Raw genomic sequence first — 21,408 nt, forward strand, 5'->3', positions numbered from 1 at the left:
AACAAAAATAAGGTCCTGTCATGGCGAATGGCGATGTTGATAAACAGCCGGATTCAGTCTCATCGGTGTTGAAGGTTTTCGGTATCCTGCAGGCACTGGGCGAGGATCGTGAGCATGGCATTACCGAGCTTTCACAGCGCGTAATGATGTCGAAGAGTACCGTTTACCGTTTTCTGCAAACGATGAAATCCCTCGGTTATGTTGATCAGGAAGGCGAGTCAGAAAAATATACGCTGACCTTAAAGCTGTTCGAACTGGGCGCCAAGGCGCTGCAAAATGTCGACTTGATCCGTAGCGCGGACATCCAGATGCGTGACATTTCTCGCCAGACCAAAGAAACCATCCATCTTGGCGCGCTGGAAGAAGACAGCATTGTCTATATTCACAAAATTGACTCCCTGTATAACCTGCGGATGTATTCGCGCATTGGCCGCCGAAATCCGTTATACAGCACGGCTATCGGCAAGGTGCTACTTGCCTGGCGTGACGTCTCTGAAGTGAAAGACATCATGGCCGATGTGATCTATAACCGCAGCACGCCGAGAACGGTCGGCAGCACCGAAGCGCTTCTGCCGGTGCTGGAGAAAGTCCGGTCGCAGGGGTTTGGGGAAGATAATGAAGAGCAGGAAGAGGGGCTGCGGTGTATCGCGGTACCGGTCTTTGACCGTTTTGGCGTGGTGATTGCCGGGCTGAGTATCTCTTTCCCGACCATTCGTTTCTCTGAGGAAGAGAAAAGCAGCTATGTGGCGATGCTGCATCGTGCTGCAAAACGGCTTTCAGAGCAGATGGGCTTTCACGACTACCCGTTCTGACAAAAGGGCCAGAGTTCTCTGGCCCTTACTCACTCAGTTATCGACGACTTCGGTGCTTTTCTTCAGCAACGGGCAATCAGTCACGCCGACAACACCGCTGTCAGTGTGCAGGTACTGTGCGGTCACCATGCCGCGCGCGGTCATGTACTGACACTGTAATCCCAACCCAGCCACATTTTTGGTGCTTCCGGTCAGAACACCGTAACCGGTGACTAACAGGGCAAGCCAGATAATGACCAGCAGCGCAACGATGCGAATTAAAAATCTCATGTATTCCCCTTTATTGTTTGTCAGACAGCAATCCTGGCGTTTCCACCTCGCTGCCAGCGTTTATCATAGCAGTAAGGTGCGAGCCTGTACGTACTTAGCGCTGAGGATACACACAGCCTGGGACAACGACTGCGCGAAGGTTCTTAAATTTGTGTGAGCTGGCTATCAATTCGCGTCTGACCTGGTAGAATCTTCGCAGGTCTGCATCAGTCAGTATTGCAGTAACACCCGCATTTTTGAGGCATGTATGAACGAAATAACAAATGGCGCGATGGGCTTGGCATCGATGGGGTTTAGCGTAGCGCTGGTGATCGTCGGGCTGATTGCATGGTTTTTTGTCAATCGCGCCAGCGTCAAGGCCAGCCAGCAGATCCAGTTACTTGAGGCCCTGCTGGAAGAGCAGAAGCGTCAGAATGTGTTATTACGCCGTTTGACCGATTCGGTCGCCGGGAAAGAGAAAGCGGCCAGCACCGAGTCGGATAACAAAGATTTCACCCGACTGATCCCTGAACGTTAAGTATTCACTCAAGGAAGCGTGACTATGGCCTGGAAAAATCCCTGGTACGATGCTGATAAATCGCACCATACGCCTGACGGATTCCGCAATCCCGAGCCTGAGCTGCGTCAGAATGGCGATCTGAAGCGCTGGCGTAAACATCGCAAGGCGGCGGGATTACCTTTCCCGCCGGCTAAAGGTTACGACCATTTCACCCAACGCTGGTGGCAGCGCGCTGACCTGACGGGGATTGACGATGCCATCTGGTGGCTGGGTCATGCCTGCCTGTTGTTGCGCGTTAACAGCCGCTACACGCTGATTGATCCGGTATTATCGCGCAGAGCCTCTCCGGTCAGTTTCTTCGGCCCGGAACGTAAAACCCCCACGGCACTCGAGATTGACGATTTGCCTGCACTGGACTGCGTGCTGATTTCTCACAGCCATTACGATCATCTCGACAGGCCTACCGTCAAAAAAATCCTGAAGCGTTTTCCGCAGGTTGAATTTGTGGTGCCATTAGGGCTTGAACGCTGGTTTAAGAGGTCGGGCGCGGTGAACGTCACGCCCCTCGACTGGTGGGGCAATAAAGAGGTCGCGGGAATGTCTGTTCATGCTGTGCCTGCGCGTCACTGGAGCATGCGTACGCCGTGGGATCGCAATCGCTCATTATGGTGCGGTTGGGTGATCCAGGCCGGTGAACTGAATTTCTGGTTTACCGGAGACAGCGGCTACAGTGAAAACCTTTTGGAAATCCCGCGCAGGCTGGGGCCGTTCAATCTGGCCGCCTTACCGGTCGGCGCGTATGCACCAAAATGGTTCATGCGCGGTCAACATATGGATCCCCAACATGCCGTTTCCCTGCACCAATCACTTGGCGCACCGCTGAGCATCCCCATTCACTGGGGTGTTTTTGAACTGGCTGACGAATCCCTGGATGAGCCGCCGATTGTGCTGTCAGAGGCGATGCGCGCAGCAGGATTGGATGAAAGTCGCTTCCAGGCATGGCGAATAGGTGCGAAAAAGTCACTGAATAATATTGCCCAGGATTAATCCTAAAACGGTTAATTTAACATTTGGCTAAAATGAGAGCAGCGTCTAATAAAGCAAATAGACTGATGGTACGACCGGCAATTAATTGATGCCACAAGATGCGTTTAAATGGGGCAGGCGGGAATACAGTTTCCTGATTTTGGTGCAATTAAAATTCATATTGTACCAATAGCTTCTTTTTGCATCCGTTGATCATCCAAACGTTTATCCTCTGACCGTATCAGGATAATGAAGAATTTTGAGTAAGCTATGCCACATTTATGCAATCAATTCAGCTTATACTCTGCACTATAGCGGTATAGGTAATAGACTTAAGCAAAGCGGCAGGCTATGATACACCCCTATGTTTTGAGCATGAATGAGACCCGGGGTTAACAGGTTTCGCGTTAAACGTTTCAGCTCTCCATACGTAATGTGCAATATGTGCCTAAGCCGTTTCAATAGTGTGCGACATCTCTATCACCGTTTAAAAATGACTTGCCATTAATAAACGAATATGTGATAACGCTTTTGGGTAAAACGAGGTACAGTTCTGTTTATGTATGGCATCTTCAGTAAAGAAGTTTTGAGTAAAGACGTTGACGTTGAATACCACTTCCTTGCCGAGCTTTTATATCGTGCCTCATGCAGTAACTTTTTCTGGTTTTTCTGTACGTAAAGCCCACGGGCGAATAAACACTCTAAGGAATTTGCAAAATGGCAAAGATTAAAGGTCAGGTTAAGTGGTTCAACGAGTCTAAAGGTTTTGGTTTCATCACCCCTGCAGACGGCAGCAAAGACGTGTTCGTACACTTCTCTGCAATCCAGGGTAATGGCTTCAAAACTCTGGCTGAAGGCCAGAACGTTGAGTTCGAAATTCAGGACGGCCAGAAAGGCCCTGCTGCTGTGAACGTCACCGCTATCTAATTTTCGATCTGAGCCTGCTACAGCCCGCGTGGCGCGTAATCCAGGCACGAATCTGAATGCAAAAGCTCTGCCAGCAATGGCAGAGCTTTTTCCATTCTGCGGCCAATAAGGTCTGCCGCTGAACGTCACTTTCCGGTAAACTGCCGCCCGGACCGTTTATGGAGAGTTGTTATGTCTTACCTTTGCCCCCTTTGTCATCTGCCCCTGCTGCCGCTGGCAACGGGTTTGCGCTGCGAAAATCAGCACCAGTTTGATCGGGCGAAGGAGGGCTACATCAACCTGTTGCCGGTACAACACAAGCGTTCTAAGCAGCCCGGTGACAGTGCCGATATGATGCTGGCCCGCCGCGAGTTTCTCGATGCCGGGCATTATCAGCCGTTGCAGGAAAAGGTGTGCGAAATCTTCGAACGGATCCTGCCTGTGCACTCATCGTCAGTATTAGATATTGGCTGTGGTGAGGGCTACTACACCCATGCTGTCGCCAGCAGGCTGCAGGCGAGAGGAGAGAGTACGGTGTTCGGCCTCGACGTCTCTAAAGTGGCGGTACGCTTTGGTGCCAGGCGTTATCACAACGTAGACTTTTGCGTCGCCTCCAGCCACCGTCTGCCTTTTGCCAGACAGCAATTTGATGTCGTGCTGCGAATATATGCCCCGTGTAAAGCTGAAGAGCTGGCGCGCGTGGTGAAAGAGAGCGGCTACGTGCTGACCGTTACCCCTGGCCCGCGTCATCTGATCCAGTTTAAGGCGTTAATTTATCAGGACGTGAAGTTACATGACGAGACGCCAGAAGAGATGGCCGGTTTTGAGCTGGTCGAACAGCACTCACTGAATTATCCAATGCAGCTGACTAGCGAGGAGTCCGGCGCTCTGTTGCAGATGACGCCGTTTGCCTGGCGTGCCCGTCCGGAAGTGTGGGGCGTGCTGGCTACCACCACGCAGTTTGACTGTGAAACCGACTTTACTCTGCGACTGTGGCAGCGCAAGAGCGTTGAGGCGGTGGCGCCGCTGGCATCCGCTGAGGAAGCCGTCGTCGAGGCTCCAGCCACTGACGACGATACCGAGGGTGAGGGCGTGTCGTAAGCAGCAGCCCTGTGGCTACTGCTGTTGCACCATATAGTGATAAATGCTTTCCAGGTCATCCAGTTTTCTGACGTGGATCAGCAACCGACGGTTTTCAAGTTCGATCACCAGGATGCCGTCTTCAGACAGATTCATCGCTTTGATCCGCCGATAGTCGATAAAGATATTGGCGTAGTAAAACCCTTCGGGTTTGAACAGCAGCTTAGGCAGGCGGATCCAGAACAGATAAACCGACAGGAAAGCCAACGCCATCAGCAGTGTGGTGGTGATCCTCGGGCCCTGATTGTTGACGTTCTGATAAATCAGAATAGCCACCAGCCCAACAAAAATCAGGCTATCGAGCTTGTTGCGGCGCTTTAGCAGCACCTTTAATTGTGTCGGGCCCTTCAGCCGGTTCATTATGAATTCATCGTAGATCGCATAAGCCAGAAACAGTGCGATAAACAACACGATGACGTAATCAGTGAGTAACATCTTATCTTCCCCTAAAAGAACAGCCGGCATCGTTCAGGCTAAGCGATGCCGGCTGGTCTCTGAAAAGCCGGGGTTTCCCCCGGCTGCAAACCTTACAGACCTAACAGCCCGATCCAGTAGCCGAAAATCCCAATCACGAAGAAGCCGATGATAATCCACAGCGCGTTCACTTTACGACGCAGCAGCCACATACAGCCGAAGGTCAGTAATAACGGGATTAAGCCCGGCATCAGCTGATCGAGAATCGACTGCACGGTTGTAACGGTGGTTTTACCGGTCTGATCGGTAATGCGCGAGACAACAAGCGGTACGTTTACGTGCGTCCACTTGTTGACCAGCGCCCCCATCACAAACAGGCCCAGGATCGATGCCCCCTCGGTCAGTTTCTGCAGGAAGCCGCCGCCCATATCGCTAACGATATCGACACCTTTACGGTAGCCATACGCCACGCCGTAATAACGCACCAGCAAACGCACCACGTTAAACAGCACGAAGAACAGCAATGGACCCAGCAGGCTGCCGCTCATGGCAATACCGGCACCCAGTGCCGCGAATACCGGACGCACCGTACCCCAGAAAATCGGGTCACCTACGCCAGCCAGAGGACCCATCAGACCCACTTTGATGCCGTTAATTGCGGCGTCATCGATAGGGGCACCGTTCGCACGCTGCTCTTCCATCGCCATGGTCACACCCAGAACCGGTGCAGCAACGTAAGGGTGGGTGTTGAAGAATTCCAGGTGACGTTTGATTGCCTGTTTACGGTCGTCGTTATTCTCAGGATAAAGGCGACGGATCACCGGAACCATGGAGTAACAGAAACCCAGCGCCTGCATACGTTCGAAGTTCCACGAACCCTGGAACAGGTTAGAGCGCAGGAATACACCACGCACATCGCCTGGCGTCAGTTTTTTCAGCGGAGCTGAGGTCGTTGTAGTTGTAGTGGTATCAACCATTTTACTCACCCTTTCCCTAATCTAATTCGTTATCAAGGTCGTTGGTCACTGGCCCGGAAGCCTGACCACCCGCCACGCGGTTATATTTCGGTGCCAGCTGGATATACAGCACCGCCATCACCACACCAATCACACCCAGCGCGACCAGGTTAAAGTTGGTGAAGGCCGCGGTAACGAAACCGAGATAGAAGAAAGGCATCAGATAGCCCGCACGCATCATGTTGATCACCATCGCATAACCGACGACAACGATCATACCACCGGCGATATTCAGGCCGTTGGTCACCACATCCGGGATCGATTCAAGCAGACCCTGAACGACGCTGGTGCCCACTGACACTGCAACGATGATGGCCGGGATAGCGATACGCATCGCCTGCAGAACCAGTGCCGAGACATGGATCCAGGAAATCGCGGTCAGATTCCCTTTTTCGGCGGCTTTATCGGCAGCATGCTGGAAGGCAACGGTAATGGTACGAACGATAATCGTCAGTACCTGACCCGCAGCGGCCAGTGGAATTGCCAGAGCAATACCGGCACCTACGCTTTGTCCGCCGGCAATAACCAGGATGGTAGAAATAATAGAGGCGAGGGCGGCATCCGGAGCCACGGCGGCACCGATGTTCATCCAACCCAGGGCGATCATTTCCAGCGTACCCCCGATAATAATACCGGTTTTCATATCGCCTAAAACAGCACCAATTAAGGTACACGCCACAAGTGGACGGTGGAACTGAAATTCATCGAGAATAGATCCCATACCTGCAATACAGGCAATAATAAATATCAGCACAATTTGAAGAGTGGTTATCTCCATTGTACTTCTCCTCTGACATTCGTGAACTGAGTTAAACCTGACAGATCAGGCAATAATAAGTGAAACTTACTGAGCCACTTTGGCTATCAGGTCCATCATCTTCAGGCGCTGGTCACTGGATACTTTACGAACTTCCAGTTCAATGCCACGTTCATTCAGCTTCTTGAAAGCCGCAATATCCTTATCGTCAACGGAAACGGCATTGTTAACCTGCGTTTTACCCTGACGGAATGCCATGCCACCAATATTGACGCTCGGAATTTTAACCCCTGCTTCAACCAGACGTTCTACATCGGTAGGGTTGGTAAACAGCAACATTACGCGGTCGCCGCCATATTTCGGGTTATTCCACACGCGGATCATTTTTGCGATATCTACCACGTGGGCAGTCACGCCAGGCGGAGCAACCTGAGTCAGCAGTGTTTTACGCACATGGTCGGCAGCAACTTCGTCACTGACCACAATAATACGGGTTACGTTGGTTTCTTTGGTCCAGCGAGTTGCCACCTGTCCGTGGATCAGACGGTCATCGATCCTCGCCAGGCCAATCTTCATATAGTCATTTGGCCCCATCGGTTTCTGCGCCACCGGTGCGGCTTTTACCGGCGTGGCGGCAACAGGCGCTGCCACGGCAGGTTCAGGCTCTTTCGCTTTTAACGCCCGGACGCCTTCGCGGCCGGTCTCAACAGCGACGGCGACCAGCTCATCAAAGCTTGGATCGTCATCTCGAGCCATAAAGGCTTCGACCAGCATCGGGATATTGACCCCGGCAATGACTTCATAATTCTCTTTATCCACGACGATACGACTGGCGGCATTAAACGGACTGCCTCCCCAGGTATCGACCAGGAAAAGGACGCCTTTGCTGGTGTCTAAATCGGTCAGTCTCGCCTGATATTTCTCAATCAGGGTTTCCGCATTTTCGCCGGGTACGAAATCAATCCACCCAACGTTTTGCTGTTCCCCAAGGAGCATTTCAGCTGTTTTTATCAGCTGCTCCGCGGCCCAGCCGTGCGTGCCGATCACAATAGCAATAGTCACTTGCTACCCTCCTTATCCAATTTTCAGCGACCCGGTAACACAGATGAGCCGCGCGAGTATCCGGTTTCAGGTTTTCACCCTCAACGTGGATTGAACGTGCTGTTATTCTGGTGAGTGAGCAAAACCCCTAAAGTGGTTAGCGGCTTTTACCTGACCCATGGTTAAGACGGGATTTATTTTAGTCTGCGAAAAAATAAATTATGTGACCGTGCTCAGCTATTTAGATGCTGGGTACCCGCTTAAGCGCTATCGCTCAAAAGAGCAGCACGAAAAGCAGACTTTGAATGTAAATGTAATAAAATATTTTGACGAAGTGCAGGTGCCTGTTTACAGTAGTGATCCTTATTCAACACAGGAGTAACGGGCCTCAGCCCTCCCTATGGACTGTCACCGACGTCGCTTAATCACCTCACCGGTTCAACCGGCCAGTTTTACCTTGTCCTCTGACGACAATATTCATCCCCTCTGCGTTACTGTCCGCATCGTGTCCGTTCGAACACCTGCTGCGCTTTCCCGTACCTGTTTCCGGAGTCTGTAATGGAATTTCTTTTAGACCCCTCGATCTGGGCCGGTCTGCTGACGCTGGTCGTGCTCGAAATCGTCCTGGGTATTGATAACCTGGTCTTTATTGCCATTCTGGCGGAAAAGCTACCGCCGAAGCAGCGTGACAAGGCCCGGTTGATCGGACTCTCGCTGGCGCTGGTCATGCGCCTGGGCTTGCTGTCACTGATTTCCTGGATGGTGACGTTGACCCGTCCGCTGTTCAGTGTAGGTGACTTCAGCTTTGCCGGCAGAGATTTGATCCTGTTGGCTGGCGGGATATTCCTGTTATTCAAAGCCACGATGGAACTGCACGAACGGCTTGAAAACCGTGAGCATGAAGGGGATGGCAACAAAGGCTACGCCAGCTTCTGGGCAGTTGTGGTCCAGATTGTGATCCTCGATGCCGTTTTCTCGCTTGATGCGGTGATCACCGCGGTCGGTATGGTGAACAACCTGGCGATTATGATGACGGCGGTAGTGATTGCCATGGGCGTAATGCTGCTGGCCTCGAAACCGCTGACCAACTTCGTCAATCAGCATCCAACGGTGGTGGTACTGTGCCTGAGCTTCCTGTTGATGATTGGTCTGAGCCTGGTTGCAGAAGGGTTTGGTTTCCATATTCCGAAAGGTTACCTGTACGCAGCGATTGGCTTCTCAATCCTGATTGAGCTGTTTAACCAGATTGCGCGGGTTAACTTTATGCGTCATCAGGCGAGAAAGCCGATGCGTGAGCGCACGGCAGAAGCGATTCTGCGTCTGATGGGCGGCCGTCGCGGCCAGGAAAACGTCAGTGCGGAAGGCAGTGAAGTGGCTGCTATCATGCCGCAGGAAGCGTTTAAGGATGAAGAGCGCTACATGATTAACGGCGTGCTGACGCTGGCCTCGCGCTCGGTGCGCAGCATCATGACGCCGCGGGGTGAAATCTCCTGGGTTGATGCCAATCGTCCGCTGGACGAAGTGCGCATGCAGCTGCTGGATACGCCGCACAGCCTGTTCCCGGTCTGCCGTGGTGAGCTGGATGAAATTATCGGCGTGGTGCGTGCGAAAGAGCTGCTGGTGGCATTGGATCACGGCATTGACGTGGCAACCTTCGCTGCCGCCACGCCGCCAATCATCGTGCCGGAAACGCTGGACCCGATTAATCTGCTGGGCGTGTTACGCAGAGCGAAGGGCAGCTTCGTGGTGGTCACCAGTGAATTTGGCGTCGTGCAGGGGTTGATTACGCCGCTGGACGTGCTGGAAGCTATTGCCGGTGAGTTCCCGGATGAAGATGAAACCCCGGACATAATTGCTGACGGTGACGGCTGGCTGGTAAAGGGCGGAACGGATTTGCACTCGCTGCAACAGCTGCTGAACACCCAGGTACTGGTCAATCCGGAAGACGATCATGCCTCGCTGGCCGGTCTGCTGATCGCGCAGAAAGGGCAGTTGCCGGTTGCCGGTGAAGTGATTGAGTTACCGCCCGTCAGCTTCCAGATTATCGAAGCGACGGATTACCGTATCGATCTGGTGCGTGTGACCCGGGCGCGGGAACGTCATGAAGAAGATGAAGACGAGTAATCGTTGAGAACAGGGGGGAAGGATCCCCCCTTTGACCCTCAGGCTGTAAGAGACAACTTGTGTTGGCTCAGCCATTCCGGGAAGTCGCCTAACGGCATCGGACGCGCATAGAAATACCCCTGCAAGACATCCACGCCTTTCTCCCGCAGATATTCCGCCTGTTCAGCCGTTTCCACGCCTTCTGCTACCAGGCTGATATTCAGACGCTGTGCCAGCGAGATCACCATATCCGTTACCGTCGCATTGATGGCATCGGTGCCAATCGCTGCGGTGAAGACTTTATCGATCTTCAGCACATCCGGGCTCAATGTTTTCAGGTATGACAGCGAGCTATGTCCGGTACCAAAGTCGTCAATTGCCAGCTTCACGCCAATCTTATGCAGCTGGGAAACCACGCGCTGATCCATTTCTGGCAGCGAATCACGTTCGGTCAGCTCTACCACCAGCTGCGGCACCGGATTGGCTGGCCACCACAGGCTTTGTAGATCGTCAATAATCTCGCGGTTATGGAAATGGCTGGCGGCAACATTTATCGCGATATGGAACGTGGGACAGTTGGGCATCTGCGGCAAATGGCGCACGATTTCACGCAGCACAAAGCGGGTCAGGGGCGCGATAAGATTCTGCCTTTCTGCCATCGGAATAAACACGTCCGGCGGGATCCAGCCCTGACGTGGATTGTGCCAGCGCAGCAGCAGCTCTATACCATCACAATCGCCGGTCTTTGAGTTGATCAGTGGCTGGCAATAGACCATAAATTCCCGGGCGGTAATGCCGTAGCTGATTTGCCAGGAAAGGCTCATACGATTGGCGGTTGCCAGCCAGACGATATAGCCCATCAACAGGCTTAACAGCAGCGCCAGAGGTAACTGGGATGGCAAGGTGGACAACGCCAGGCGGGTCGGCGACGGACCGAAGAGGGTGATTGAGAACGGGTAGCGCAGAGATGTCTTTTCATAGCTGACTTCATCGTCAGACGGTAAGGCCTCTTCAATCATCGGGTTACCGTATTCGAGACTTTTACCGCCAACATTGATCACCGCGCGTTCAACCCATGGCAGCGTTGGCTCAAGCAAATAGGTGCTCATCATCTCAATATTGATGATTTGCAGGATCCCTGAACGGTTGTTGTTATCGTGGGGCGTCCAAAGCAGCAGGATCGGCGATCCCTTCAGCAAGTGTTCATCGGTGCTGAGGATCATCCGCTGGTTATTTACCGCCAACTCAGGATAGAACTGACTAAAGGAGAGACTACTTCTGCCAAAGATGCTGGAGCAATACATCTCGTCGTTATCCACCAGCACAATGGAACGCACGGTTTGTAACGATGCCAGCTTTTCAATCAGCGGGAAGCGGATCTGTTCGCAAGGCAAGCCGACCAGACCAAGCGTATTGTTGGCCGCCACATCGAGCGGGGAAAACAGCCGATCGAAACGTTGAATTGCATTGTCCGCAAACGTACGCGAATGCTGCTCATTCCGCCCTTTTTCTTCCATAAAACGGAAGGTCAACGTAAGAATGAGCACCAACGCGGCAACCACCACAGCGATTAATAATCGCTTACGGCGAAACTGTCCGAAAACTTCCTGGGACATTTGCATCAGTAACCACCCTTAGATCAAGACGCGCACAAAGAGACCGAATCGTTGTTATCGGCAAATGAAAAATTAAGTTTAGTCTTAGAAGTGATAAAAGCAGAATTAAGTAAAACAGTCACTTATCCTGCTTTATTCGCCTGAACACTCTAGCTGTTTCCGGCAATATCGGATAGCGGGGGAAAGAAATTTATTTAGCGAAACGGGTAAAAGTGCCGCCGGAAAGGCGGCACTGAAAATCAGCGGGGCAGAAGCAGGTTGGAATTAGTCACACTGAACCTTAATTGCCAGACCACCGCGAGACGTTTCACGGTATTTGGCATTCATGTCCTTGCCCGTTTCATACATGGTTTCAATCACTTTATCTAATGACACGCGGGCTTCACTGGTCCGGCGCATTGCCATACGCGCAGAGTTGATCGCTTTAACCGAGGCAATGGCATTGCGCTCAATGCAGGGAACCTGAACCTGGCCGGCCACCGGATCACAGGTCAGCCCCAGGTTATGTTCCATGCCAATTTCGGCCGCCACGCAAACCTGCTCCGGGCTGGCGCCCAGCAGTTCAGCCAGACCGGCAGCGGCCATTGAGCAGGCGACACCGACTTCGCCCTGGCAACCGACTTCCGCGCCGGAAATGGAGGCGTTCATTTTATACAGGATACCCACGGCACCGCAGGCAAGGAAATAGCGGATAAAGATATCCGGGCTGACCGGTTCAATAAAATGATCGTAGTAGGCCAGCACGGCAGGCACGATGCCACAGGCACCGTTAGTCGGTGCGGTGACCACGCGACCGCCCGCCGCATTCTCTTCGTTTACCGCCAGCGCAAACATGTTGACCCAGTCGATCACGTTCATCGGGTCTTTAGACAGCTTATCGGAAGAGACCAGCAGACGGCGCAGGGCTGAAGCACGACGAGGCACGCGCAGCGGACCCGGTAACACGCCCTCGGTATTCAGGCCGCGATCGATACAGTCACGCATGCTCTGCCAGATATCAGTGAAATAGGCTTCGATCTCGGCACGGCTGTGCAGCGCCAGCTCGTTCTTCATGATCATGCCGGATAGAGACAGGCCGGTATGATGGCAGTGATCCAGCATCTCTTTGGCGGAGTTGAACGGATAGGGCACGGTCACTTCATCCAGCGTTGACTGGCCGAAGTGCTCTTCATCAACGATGAAACCGCCGCCGATGGAATAATAGGTTTTGCTGAAAATGGCATTGTCGCCCGCCAGCGCAGTGATCCGCATGCCGTTTTCATGCAGCGACAGATTATCGCTGCGGAACACCATGCCACCTTCCCGTGGGAAGTCGACTTCATGGCGGCCATTCGCCAGCAGCAAGCGCTGACGCTGTTCGACATCGCGGATAAATGCGGGAATACCATCGATATCCACGCTTTCCGGCGACGCGCCAGAGAGCCCCATAATAATGGCGATATCAGTATGGTGACCTTTGCCGGTCAGGGAGAGAGAGCCATAAACGTCCACGGCAACGCGCGTCACGCTATCCAACATGCCGTTAGCAACTAAATCGTCGACAAACAGTTTACCGGCTTTCATCGGCCCCACGGTGTGGGAGCTGGAAGGGCCTATGCCGATTTTAAACATGTCGAAAACGCTAATCACACTACGCTCCTTAACTGAGCCTGAAGTTCGGTAAAATACTGCTTTAATAGTAATCATCTTGAGACGAATGATCGCATGAAATTAACTAATCACTATCAGACAAAAATGTGATGACAGAAGCCGGTTCAGTTGGCATTGCGACTGATATTTGCCCAACTACAGCTAGGGCAAAAATACTGACTGGTTGTCGCTCGCACATCTTGCGGTGTTAATGCGGTGCAATATAAATGATTCCCGCGTGTTATGCAGTGATTTGACGCGAAGAATGTGCGCCAGGTTGGTGAAAAAAACTGCCTGAGGGGGATTGTGTAGCCGTTGTGTCGGAAAATTAGTCAGTTTGGGCGTGGTTTGCCACCTGCAGGCTCAACTGACGAATGATCCCGGCGGTCATCCCCCAGATAAAATAGTCTTCAAACCAGGAGAGCCAGACGCGGTGCGACGTACCATAACGCTGGATATCCAGGGGGGAATAGCGGCCAAGGCGCAACGCTTCCTGCAACGGCATTTCAAACAGGGATTCAACTTCACCTTCATTAGGATGCCAGTCGAGCGACGGCGAAAGTATGCCGACGACCGGCGTTACCTGAAAACCGGTACTGCTGGTCACGGCGGGCAATACGCCCACCACCTGCACGCTATCCGGTTGAATAGCCACTTCTTCCTGCGCCTCACGCAGCGCGGTGGCAATTAAAGAAGCATCTTCCGGGTCCATCATTCCACCGGGAAATGCCACCTGACCGGCATGCTTACGCAATGTGGCGGAGCGTCGGGTGAGCAACAAGGTCGGGCGAGGGCGATCGACGATCGGCACCAATACGGCCGCCCGGCGGGTGGGCAGTTGATTTGAGGTCACATCGGGCCGTTGCAGCATAAACCGACTGAGAAAATCGTTGAGCGTCAGGTGCGCATCAGACATCCGCTTGCTCCAGACAGGGTAGGATCCGCATTACCTTATCGAACGTCTCCTGGTATTCAGCCTGCTCCTGGCTGTCTGCGACGATCCCGCCGCCAGCCGTGCAGTAGAGGTTTCCCTGTTCGGCGGTCAGCGTGCGAATGGTAATACTGGTATCCATCTTGCCGCACACGCTGAGATAGCCAATGCTGCCACACCAGGCATTTCGTCGGTGCGGTTCCAGCTCATCGATGATTTCCATCGCTCTGACCTTCGGCGCGCCGGTAATTGAGCCGCCGGGGAAACAGGCGCGTAGCAGATCGCAGGCGCTTAACGCCGGTTTCAGTCTGGCGGTGATGGTGCTGACCAGATGATGCACCGCCGGGAAAGGTTCGACCACAAACAGTTCCGGCACGGCAACGCTGCCAGGCTGGGCAACGCGACCAATATCGTTGCGCAGCAGGTCAACAATCATCACGTTTTCCGCGCGGTCCTTAGGCGAATTTGCCAGCTTCTCCGCCTGTAAACGATCGGCCTCGGGATCGCTGAGCCTCGGCAACGTGCCTTTGATCGGCCGGGTTTCAATGCTGTCACCGGTCATTTTCAGGAAGCGCTCCGGTGACAGGCTAAGAATGGCGCTGCCAGGCAGGCGCAGGAAAGCGCTGAAAGGCGCACGGTTCTGCTCATTCAACCGTTTGAACGCCTGCCATTCATCACCGCTGTAGCTGGCCTGGAAACGCTGAGCAAGATTGATTTGATAACAGTCACCGCTGCGTAACCACTGTTGAACACGGCGGAATTTCTCACCGTACTCCGCCCGCGTCAGATTGGAACGCCATGGGCTGGTCAGACGGAAGGGTGGGGTGGGTTTACCTGCGCTCAAGGCATTCAGCCAGGTAAGGCGGTTTTCACCATCACCATGCACAATTAAGGTCAGTGCCTGCAGATGGTGATCGGCGATGAGCGCCCAGTCATAAATGCCGACGGCCATATCCGGCGTCTGTAAATCCTGTAATGCCACCTGCGGGAGTTGCTCAAAACGGCGGCCTAAATCGTAACCAAATAATCCTAACGCACCGCCCTGAAAAGGAAAATCCGGATGTTCTTCGGCCTGCAATCCACTCTGCTTCAGCGTCTGATCCAGCAAGTTGAGCGGATCGTCTTCACTGGTTTCCACGCCATCGCCGTGCTGGATACGGGTGGTTTTCCCATGTGTTATCAACGTGGTGAGCGGATCGGCCACCATAATATCGAAGCGGTTATCGCTGTGATCGGCAAAACCTGAATGCAGCAGCATCGCCCAGGGTTGATGAGCAACAAAACCAAACAGATTCCCAAGGGCTTCCGGCGTATACTTAAGGGGATAACAGACAGGTGACATGATGATTCAGCAAACCAGACCAATAACAGGCGTTAAGCCTGGCATATTTTTTTGCTGCTGGCATCTGTTTGTTGCGCGTGGAATACGCCGCGCGCACGACCAGGAGTGGATATGATTACAGGTTTACCTTCGCTGTCCTATGAGCAGCAGCAACAGGCCGTTGAACGCATCCAGCAGCTGATGTCTGAAGGCATGAGTAGCGGGCAGGCGATCCAACTGGTTGCCGCCGAAATCCGTGAAAACCACACCGGCGAAATGATCACCGCTTCATTCGATGACGACGATGATGAAGACAACAATGAAGATGAAGAGATCAATCAGGATTACGGCGACGAAGACGAAGAAGACGAAAACGATTAATGCGCATGCTGCGAACAGTCGGTAAAACGCTTTCGCGGCTGATGCTGCTGCTGGCTTGCTGGATACCCGTCGTTCCGCAAGCGTTAGCTGCTCCGCAGGCGTGGCCTGTCAGCGCCCGCGAACACACGTTTGCACTGGCTGAGAACGCGGGCAACTTCCATTACTTCACGCTCGCGCCTGCCGGTGGCAAGGTGACCCGGGCGTTGATTGTCCTGCACGGTCATCCTCGTGACGTGGGCAACACGCTCACCGCGGCCGCGCAAGCAGCCAGCAATACGCCAGACGCCAAAAACATCGTCATTGTTGCTCCCCTTTTCCAGGTATCCAGCACGGATGCCAGCCATTGCCAGTCGGACGGCCTGCCTGAGGCTTTACCAGATGACGCGCTGTGGAATTGTCATTCCTGGTTAGATGGCGGAAAGGATAACGCCGGGAACCTGTCGGCCTTTAGCGCATTGGATGAGACTATCGCCGATCTTAAACAGCGCTGGCCGGCTCTGAGCGAAATCACCGTGGCGGGTTTTTCTGCTGGTGGCCAGTTTGTGCAGCACTACATCGCCTTTTCCCAACCTCCCGCAGGCGTGACGCTGCGCTATGTGGTGGCCGATCCAGGAAGCTGGCTCTATTTTGATGCTTTAAACGCGGACGCCTGTCCTGCCGTAAGCGATTATAAATACGGCATGCACAATCTGCCGGCCTGGCTGCCGGACGATCACATCAATGCGAGAGACCGTTATCGTTCCGCAGAGGTTCGCTATCTTGAGGGGGGTGACGATCGGGGTAAAGGAAAAGGGCGCTACTGGCGGATCCTGGATAAGTCGTGTGCGGCGATGGCACAGGGCGCGTCGAGGCTGGAGCGCGGGGAGAATTACGCCCGCTACGATCGGGATGTATTAAAAACTGCCAGACCACACACCCTGGCGATAGTCGCCGGCTGTGCGCATGATGTGCGTTGCGTTTTTCCTTCAGTGGAAGGACGACAGGCGCTGTTTAAGCCTTAGACACCGCCTGCCTACGGCTTACAGAGCCGCAATAATTTTGATTTCGACCAGATACTTCGGGTTCATCAGGTTAGCCTGAACGGTGCAGCGCACCGGGGCATGACCGGGTGAAACCCAGGCATCCCAGGCACGGTCCATCGCCTGAAAATCCTCTTTGTGCACCAGGAAAATCGTCGCATCAAGAATTTTGCTCTTATCTGAACCCACGCGGGTCAGAAGACTGTCAATCACCGCCAGAGCATTGGCGGTCTGCGCTTCCGCGTCTTCATCCAGATTTTCCGGCACGCTGGTGTAATAGACGGTGTCATTGTGGATCACCGCTTCGGACATGCGGTGCTCTACAGGCTCAACTCTTGTGATTTCTTTCGACATTTTTATACCTGACTCATCATTGGTGCCACGCTTCGCATCGCTGCGGGGCATATTTGGAACATTCTGGTTAAAAATATCATCATTCCGCTTAACATGCTGAGACAAATGGCCTTAAGCCCAGTCAGCTAACCCATCCCGCTAATTTTACACCAGCAATGATGCGTTGAATGTTGCGATAAAAAGACGGAATGGGGCAATTAAGTGCCTGAGATGTTCCCAAAACAAGCGTTTATAAGGCTGCTTGCACAGGGCCTTCTCCAACAATGCAGGGACGCGTCAAACGGGCAGGCCGCATGAAGCGGCCTGGTCGGAACCAGTATCAATCGACAGCGGGATCCTGATATTTGATGTACTGTCGGATTGTGTCGTGGATCTCACGGTTGCTGCCTTCCTCCAGGCCTCGGCCGGCATACTCTTTTGCCAGCGCCTCAAGAACGTCATCAAATTTACCCTTGTAGTTAAGATTGTTGAGCGCGATTTGCTGCCCAAGAATTTCCCTCAGCACCAGGGTCTCAACGTTCAACCTGTTGACGGTCTCCTCAAGCTTTTTAATTCTCTCTTCGTCTGACATAGCCCCTCCACGGTTAAATTATCAGGAAAACCAGCGCGCTGACTGACATTCAAAATAGAATCGCCAAACGTAAAGGTCAATACAATGAGCAGGTTAATTCCTTTTATGTGCCCGGCAGCCAGGCGCGAAGCACAGTATCTGACTGGCTGTCACCTAAAGGGTGGAGCGGGGGCGCGGATACTGACATAATTACAGTGTTTTCTAAAACGTAGTGAGGACGTGTGGCAGACGATTTTGCAGCAGATGGCGCGCTGGCGCTGGCAATCCCAGGATTCAAACCGCGTGAACCGCAGCGACAGATGGCGCAGGCGGTCAGTGAAGCTATCGAAAATAAGCATGAACTGGTGGTAGAGGCGGGAACCGGCACCGGGAAAACCTACGCGTATCTGGCGCCTGCGCTGCGATCCGGTAAAAAAGTGATCATTTCGACCGGATCGAAAGCGTTGCAGGATCAGCTCTACAGTCGCGATCTTCCTACCGTCGCAAGAGCGCTGAAATTCAAAGGGCAAGTCGCGCTGTTAAAGGGGCGATCGAACTACCTCTGCCTGGAGCGGCTGGAGCAGCAGTCGATGGTCGGCGGCGAGTTGGCCGTGCAGGCGATGAGCGATTTGGTCCATCTGCGCGGCTGGTCCAGTGAAACGGTCGATGGCGATATCAGCACCTGCGGCGGTGTCGCGGAAGACAGCACCATCTGGCCGATGGTAACCAGCACCAATGACAACTGTCTGGGCAGCGATTGCCCGGTGTATAAAGACTGTTTTGTGGTGAAAGCCCGTCGCAAAGCGATGGATGCCGATGTGGTGGTGGTTAACCATCACCTGTTTCTTGCGGATATGGTGGTGAAAGAGAGTGGTTTTGCTGAACTGATCCCGGAGGCCGACGTGATGATCTTCGATGAAGCCCATCAGGTCCCGGACATTGCCAGCCAGTATTTTGGCCAGCAGCTTTCCAGCAAGCAGCTTATCGATCTGGCGAAAGACATCACGATTGCCTACCGCACCGAAGTGCGTGACGTTCAGCAGCTGCAAAAATCCGCCGACCGTTTATCACAAAGCGCACAGGATTTCCGCCTGGCGCTGGGCGACCCCGGTTTCCGCGGTAATCTGCGCGATATCATGAACAACCCCAACATTCAGCGTGCGCTGTTGCTGCTGGATGATGCGCTTGAGCTTTGTTATGACGTGGCAAAAATGTCGTTGGGGCGTTCTGCGCTGCTGGATGCCGCCTTTGACCGCGCGGCCCTTTACCGGGGACGTCTCAAGCGTCTGAAAGACGTCACGCAGCCGGGTTTCAGCTACTGGTACGAATGCAATTCCCGCCACTTTATTCTGGCGCTTACGCCGCTCTCGGTATCGGATCGTTTTCGCGAAGTGATGGACGAACGTCCGGCAAGCTGGATATTTACCTCCGCCACGCTGGCGGTGAACGAGAAGATGACGCATTTTGTTGAGCGCCTTGGCGTTAGCAGTGCGAAAACAATGATCCTCGAGAGCCCGTTTGATTTCGCCAGCCAGGCGCTCCTCTGCGTGCCGCGCAATCTGCCGTCACCCAATCAACCGGGTGGGGCAAAGCAGATGGCGCGGATGCTGCTACCGTTAATTGAAGCCAACAATGGCCGCTGCTTCTTCCTCTGCACGTCGCACCAGATGATGCGTGATTTGGCTGAGCAGTTCCGCGCGATGTTAACGCTGCCGGTGCTGCTGCAGGGGGAAACCAGTAAAGGTCAGTTGCTGAAGCAGTTTGTTGCTGCCGGAAACGCCTTGCTGGTGGCGACCAGCAGCTTCTGGGAAGGCGTGGACGTGCGCGGCGACGTGCTGTCGCTGGTGATCATCGATAAGCTGCCGTTTACCTCGCCGGATGACCCGCTGTTAAAAGCGCGCATGGAAGACTGCAAGCTGCGCGGCGGCGATCCTTTTGATGAGGTGCAGCTTCCTGATGCGGTGATCACCCTGAAACAGGGGGTGGGTCGATTGATCCGCGATGTGGACGATCGGGGCGTGCTGGTGATCTGCGATAACCGGCTGGTGATGCGGCCTTATGGCGCAGTGTTCCTCAACAGCCTGCCTCCGACCCCCAGAACGCGCGATATTCAGCAGGCGGTTGAGTTTCTTAAACCGTCGGCACAACAGTAATCTGCGGCGCATTGTGCTATGCTGCGCGCCGAAAAATCTATCCCGCCAGAGGTGTGTATGTCCCCGCGTATTTTAGCAATTGATACGGCTACCGAAGCCTGTTCAGTTGCGCTGCTGAATGACGAAAACGTCACGGCCCATTTTGAGCTGTGTGCCCGTGAGCACACCCAGCGTATTTTGCCGATGGTGCAGGCATTGCTTCAGCAAGAAAACACCAGGCTTGCGGAGTTAAACGCGCTGGCCTTTGGTCAGGGGCCGGGCAGCTTTACCGGCGTCCGTATCGGTATCGGCATCGCGCAGGGCCTGGCGTTTGGTGCAGAACTGCCGATGATCGGCGTTTCCACGCTGAAAACCATGGCGCAAAGTGCCTGGCGTCTGCACGGCGCGTCGCGCGTGTTGGCGGCGATTGATGCCCGCATGGGTGAAGTGTATTGGGCCGAGTATCAGCGTGACGCACAGGGCGACTGGCAGGGTGCAGAAACCGAAGCCGTGCTGAAACCAGAGGCCGCGCAAGCCAGAATGGGCGCGCTGACCGGGCATTGGGCGATGGTAGGAACCGGTTGGAAAGCCTGGCCGCAGCTGGCCGAAAACAGCGGGCTGGCGCTTACCGTGACCGACGTCGAACTGCCTTGCGCGGAAGATATGTTACCGCTGGCCGCCCTGGCTTACGCCGCGGGTCGAATGGTGGCGGTGGAACAGGCTGAACCGACCTATTTGCGTAATGAAGTGACATGGAAAAAATTGCCGGGCCGCGAGTAATCCGGGCAACTATTTATCAGGGAAGCAGTCAGAGTAATCAGTATCCTGGAGAACTTTATGCGTAAACGAGTTTTATTGCAGTTAGGTAGTCTGTTACTGGCCTCAGCACTGCTTTCTGGCTGCATGAGCGTGCCAGATTCGGTGAAAGGCACGTCTCCCACCCCACAGCAGGATTTGGTGCGGGTGATGAACGCTCCGCAAATCTATGTCGGTCAGGAATCTCGCTTCGGCGGGAAAGTGGTCAAAGTGGTGAATAAAGATGGCATGACCCGGCTGGAAATTGCCGCTCAGCGTCTTGATGACACCGCCAGACCGATATTAGGGACGCCATCTATCGGCCGTATTTATGCCGATATCAAAGGGTTCGTCGATCCTATCGACTTCAACAATCAGATTGTGACCGTTGTCGGGCCGATAAAAGGCACCGAGAAAGGGGAAGTCGGCCAGGCCTCGTATAACTTCATTACTGTTGATGTGACCGGTTATCAGCGCTGGCATCTGACCCAGCAAATTGTCTCGCCGCCACAGCCGATCGACCCGTGGATTTGGTACGGTCCACCACGCGGTAGTCGCCATGGTGGATACTGGGGACCGCCGCCGTTCGGTTACTACAATACCGGGCCAGCACAGGTACAAACTATCCTGACGGAATAGACAGATAGCAGACTCTCTTACGACCCGATGGCTTACGTCTTCGGGTCGTTTTTTATT

The 21,408-nt window shown here is 53.8% G+C and carries 23 protein-coding genes; 12 read left to right on the plus strand and 11 right to left on the minus strand.

Features of this window, described 5'->3' with window-relative positions; all coding sequences use genetic code 11:
* Positions 1 to 20: 20 nt before the first annotated feature.
* Positions 21 to 812, plus strand: coding sequence for a DNA-binding transcriptional regulator KdgR (kdgR, locus tag AC1UKS_RS09790; protein WP_482436669.1), 792 nt, complete (start codon positions 21 to 23; stop codon positions 810 to 812).
* Between the two features lie 33 nt (positions 813 to 845).
* Here the strand turns inward: kdgR and AC1UKS_RS09795 are convergent, their stop codons facing one another.
* A complete protein-coding gene (locus AC1UKS_RS09795; RefSeq protein ID WP_482436670.1) occupies positions 846 to 1,082 on the minus strand; it encodes a YobH family protein in 237 nt (78 codons plus the stop codon).
* A 247-nt stretch (positions 1,083 to 1,329) separates the two neighbouring features.
* Here AC1UKS_RS09795 and AC1UKS_RS09800 point away from each other — a divergent pair, with 247 nt between their 5' ends.
* The 5 genes from AC1UKS_RS09800 (at position 1,330) to rlmA (ending at position 4,614) form a co-directional block, all read left to right on the plus strand.
* Complete coding sequence (locus AC1UKS_RS09800) at positions 1,330 to 1,599, plus strand: YebO family protein (RefSeq protein WP_482436672.1); 270 nt, start codon at positions 1,330 to 1,332, stop codon at positions 1,597 to 1,599.
* A gap of 24 nt (positions 1,600 to 1,623) precedes the next feature.
* The gene (locus AC1UKS_RS09805; RefSeq protein ID WP_482436674.1) at positions 1,624 to 2,628 is read left to right on the plus strand and encodes an MBL fold metallo-hydrolase; all 1,005 of its coding nucleotides are present in this window, start codon (positions 1,624 to 1,626) and stop codon (positions 2,626 to 2,628) included.
* 538 nt (positions 2,629 to 3,166) lie between these two features.
* The gene (locus AC1UKS_RS09810; RefSeq protein WP_013202481.1) at positions 3,167 to 3,286 is read left to right on the plus strand and encodes a DUF2627 domain-containing protein; all 120 of its coding nucleotides are present in this window, start codon (positions 3,167 to 3,169) and stop codon (positions 3,284 to 3,286) included.
* A 38-nt stretch (positions 3,287 to 3,324) separates the two neighbouring features.
* Entirely contained in the window at positions 3,325 to 3,534 is a 210-nt protein-coding gene (cspE, locus tag AC1UKS_RS09815) for a transcription antiterminator/RNA stability regulator CspE (RefSeq protein WP_001062678.1), read from the plus strand.
* Positions 3,535 to 3,705: 171 nt separating this feature from the next.
* Positions 3,706 to 4,614 (plus strand): 23S rRNA (guanine(745)-N(1))-methyltransferase, encoded by a 909-nt coding sequence (gene rlmA / locus AC1UKS_RS09820; protein ID WP_482436676.1) that lies wholly within the window; start codon positions 3,706 to 3,708, stop codon positions 4,612 to 4,614.
* A 15-nt stretch (positions 4,615 to 4,629) separates the two neighbouring features.
* On the opposite strand, the gene AC1UKS_RS09825 is transcribed toward rlmA, so the two are convergent.
* From AC1UKS_RS09825 to manX, 4 genes are all read right to left on the minus strand, one after another.
* Positions 4,630 to 5,088: a DUF986 family protein gene (locus AC1UKS_RS09825; RefSeq protein ID WP_482436677.1), complete on the minus strand. Its 459-nt coding sequence runs from the start codon at positions 5,086 to 5,088 to the stop codon at positions 4,630 to 4,632.
* A 92-nt stretch (positions 5,089 to 5,180) separates the two neighbouring features.
* Positions 5,181 to 6,044 (minus strand): PTS mannose transporter subunit IID, encoded by an 864-nt coding sequence (locus AC1UKS_RS09830; RefSeq protein WP_013202478.1) that lies wholly within the window; start codon positions 6,042 to 6,044, stop codon positions 5,181 to 5,183.
* Positions 6,045 to 6,060: 16 nt separating this feature from the next.
* On the minus strand, positions 6,061 to 6,861 hold the full coding sequence (locus AC1UKS_RS09835; RefSeq protein WP_013202477.1) for a PTS mannose/fructose/sorbose transporter subunit IIC: 801 nt from the start codon (positions 6,859 to 6,861) through the stop codon (positions 6,061 to 6,063).
* Positions 6,862 to 6,927: 66 nt separating this feature from the next.
* Entirely contained in the window at positions 6,928 to 7,902 is a 975-nt protein-coding gene (manX, locus tag AC1UKS_RS09840; protein WP_265910669.1) for a PTS mannose transporter subunit IIAB, read from the minus strand.
* A gap of 537 nt (positions 7,903 to 8,439) precedes the next feature.
* Between manX and AC1UKS_RS09845 the strand changes: the two genes are divergently transcribed.
* The gene (locus AC1UKS_RS09845; protein ID WP_013202475.1) at positions 8,440 to 10,005 is read left to right on the plus strand and encodes a TerC family protein; all 1,566 of its coding nucleotides are present in this window, start codon (positions 8,440 to 8,442) and stop codon (positions 10,003 to 10,005) included.
* Positions 10,006 to 10,043: 38 nt separating this feature from the next.
* Here AC1UKS_RS09845 and AC1UKS_RS09850 read toward each other — a convergent pair whose 3' ends face one another.
* The 4 genes from AC1UKS_RS09850 to pabB all read right to left on the minus strand — a co-directional run bounded on the left by AC1UKS_RS09850 (position 10,044) and on the right by pabB (position 15,502).
* Positions 10,044 to 11,606 (minus strand): EAL domain-containing protein, encoded by a 1,563-nt coding sequence (locus AC1UKS_RS09850; protein ID WP_482436678.1) that lies wholly within the window; start codon positions 11,604 to 11,606, stop codon positions 10,044 to 10,046.
* 258 nt (positions 11,607 to 11,864) lie between these two features.
* Complete coding sequence (locus tag AC1UKS_RS09855) at positions 11,865 to 13,229, minus strand: L-serine ammonia-lyase (protein ID WP_053142758.1); 1,365 nt, start codon at positions 13,227 to 13,229, stop codon at positions 11,865 to 11,867.
* 328 nt (positions 13,230 to 13,557) lie between these two features.
* A complete protein-coding gene (locus AC1UKS_RS09860) occupies positions 13,558 to 14,145 on the minus strand; it encodes a CoA pyrophosphatase (RefSeq protein ID WP_482436679.1) in 588 nt (195 codons plus the stop codon).
* Positions 14,138 to 15,502, minus strand: a complete 1,365-nt coding sequence (pabB, locus tag AC1UKS_RS09865) for an aminodeoxychorismate synthase component 1 (protein ID WP_482436681.1) — start codon at positions 15,500 to 15,502, stop codon at positions 14,138 to 14,140. Before pabB ends, AC1UKS_RS09860 begins: the two co-directional genes overlap by 8 nt.
* 111 nt (positions 15,503 to 15,613) lie before the next feature.
* Between pabB and AC1UKS_RS09870 the strand changes: the two genes are divergently transcribed.
* Positions 15,614 to 15,862 carry a YoaH family protein gene (locus AC1UKS_RS09870; protein WP_482436682.1) on the plus strand — a complete coding sequence of 83 codons (249 nt, stop codon included), beginning with the start codon at positions 15,614 to 15,616 and terminating at the stop codon, positions 15,860 to 15,862.
* 5 nt (positions 15,863 to 15,867) lie between these two features.
* A complete protein-coding gene (locus tag AC1UKS_RS09875; protein ID WP_482436684.1) occupies positions 15,868 to 16,863 on the plus strand; it encodes an alpha/beta hydrolase family protein in 996 nt (331 codons plus the stop codon).
* Positions 16,864 to 16,881: 18 nt separating this feature from the next.
* Here the strand turns inward: AC1UKS_RS09875 and AC1UKS_RS09880 are convergent, their stop codons facing one another.
* Together AC1UKS_RS09880 and AC1UKS_RS09885 are read right to left on the minus strand one after the other, a co-directional pair.
* Positions 16,882 to 17,235, minus strand: a complete 354-nt coding sequence (locus AC1UKS_RS09880) for a RidA family protein (protein WP_482436685.1) — start codon at positions 17,233 to 17,235, stop codon at positions 16,882 to 16,884.
* A gap of 319 nt (positions 17,236 to 17,554) precedes the next feature.
* Positions 17,555 to 17,806, minus strand: a complete 252-nt coding sequence (locus tag AC1UKS_RS09885) for a hypothetical protein (protein WP_013202467.1) — start codon at positions 17,804 to 17,806, stop codon at positions 17,555 to 17,557.
* Positions 17,807 to 18,027: 221 nt separating this feature from the next.
* Between AC1UKS_RS09885 and yoaA the strand changes: the two genes are divergently transcribed.
* From yoaA to AC1UKS_RS09900, 3 genes are read left to right on the plus strand one after another with little or no spacing between them, the layout of a single operon-like run.
* On the plus strand, positions 18,028 to 19,938 hold the full coding sequence (gene yoaA / locus AC1UKS_RS09890; protein WP_013202466.1) for a DNA repair helicase YoaA: 1,911 nt from the start codon (positions 18,028 to 18,030) through the stop codon (positions 19,936 to 19,938).
* A 57-nt stretch (positions 19,939 to 19,995) separates the two neighbouring features.
* Positions 19,996 to 20,697 carry a tRNA (adenosine(37)-N6)-threonylcarbamoyltransferase complex dimerization subunit type 1 TsaB gene (gene tsaB / locus AC1UKS_RS09895; protein WP_482436686.1) on the plus strand — a complete coding sequence of 234 codons (702 nt, stop codon included), beginning with the start codon at positions 19,996 to 19,998 and terminating at the stop codon, positions 20,695 to 20,697.
* Positions 20,698 to 20,754: 57 nt separating this feature from the next.
* Complete coding sequence (locus tag AC1UKS_RS09900) at positions 20,755 to 21,351, plus strand: Slp family lipoprotein (RefSeq protein WP_013202464.1); 597 nt, start codon at positions 20,755 to 20,757, stop codon at positions 21,349 to 21,351.
* Positions 21,352 to 21,408: the final 57 nt, after the last annotated feature.

This window comes from Erwinia sp. AK-PDG3-5, assembly GCF_056821705.1.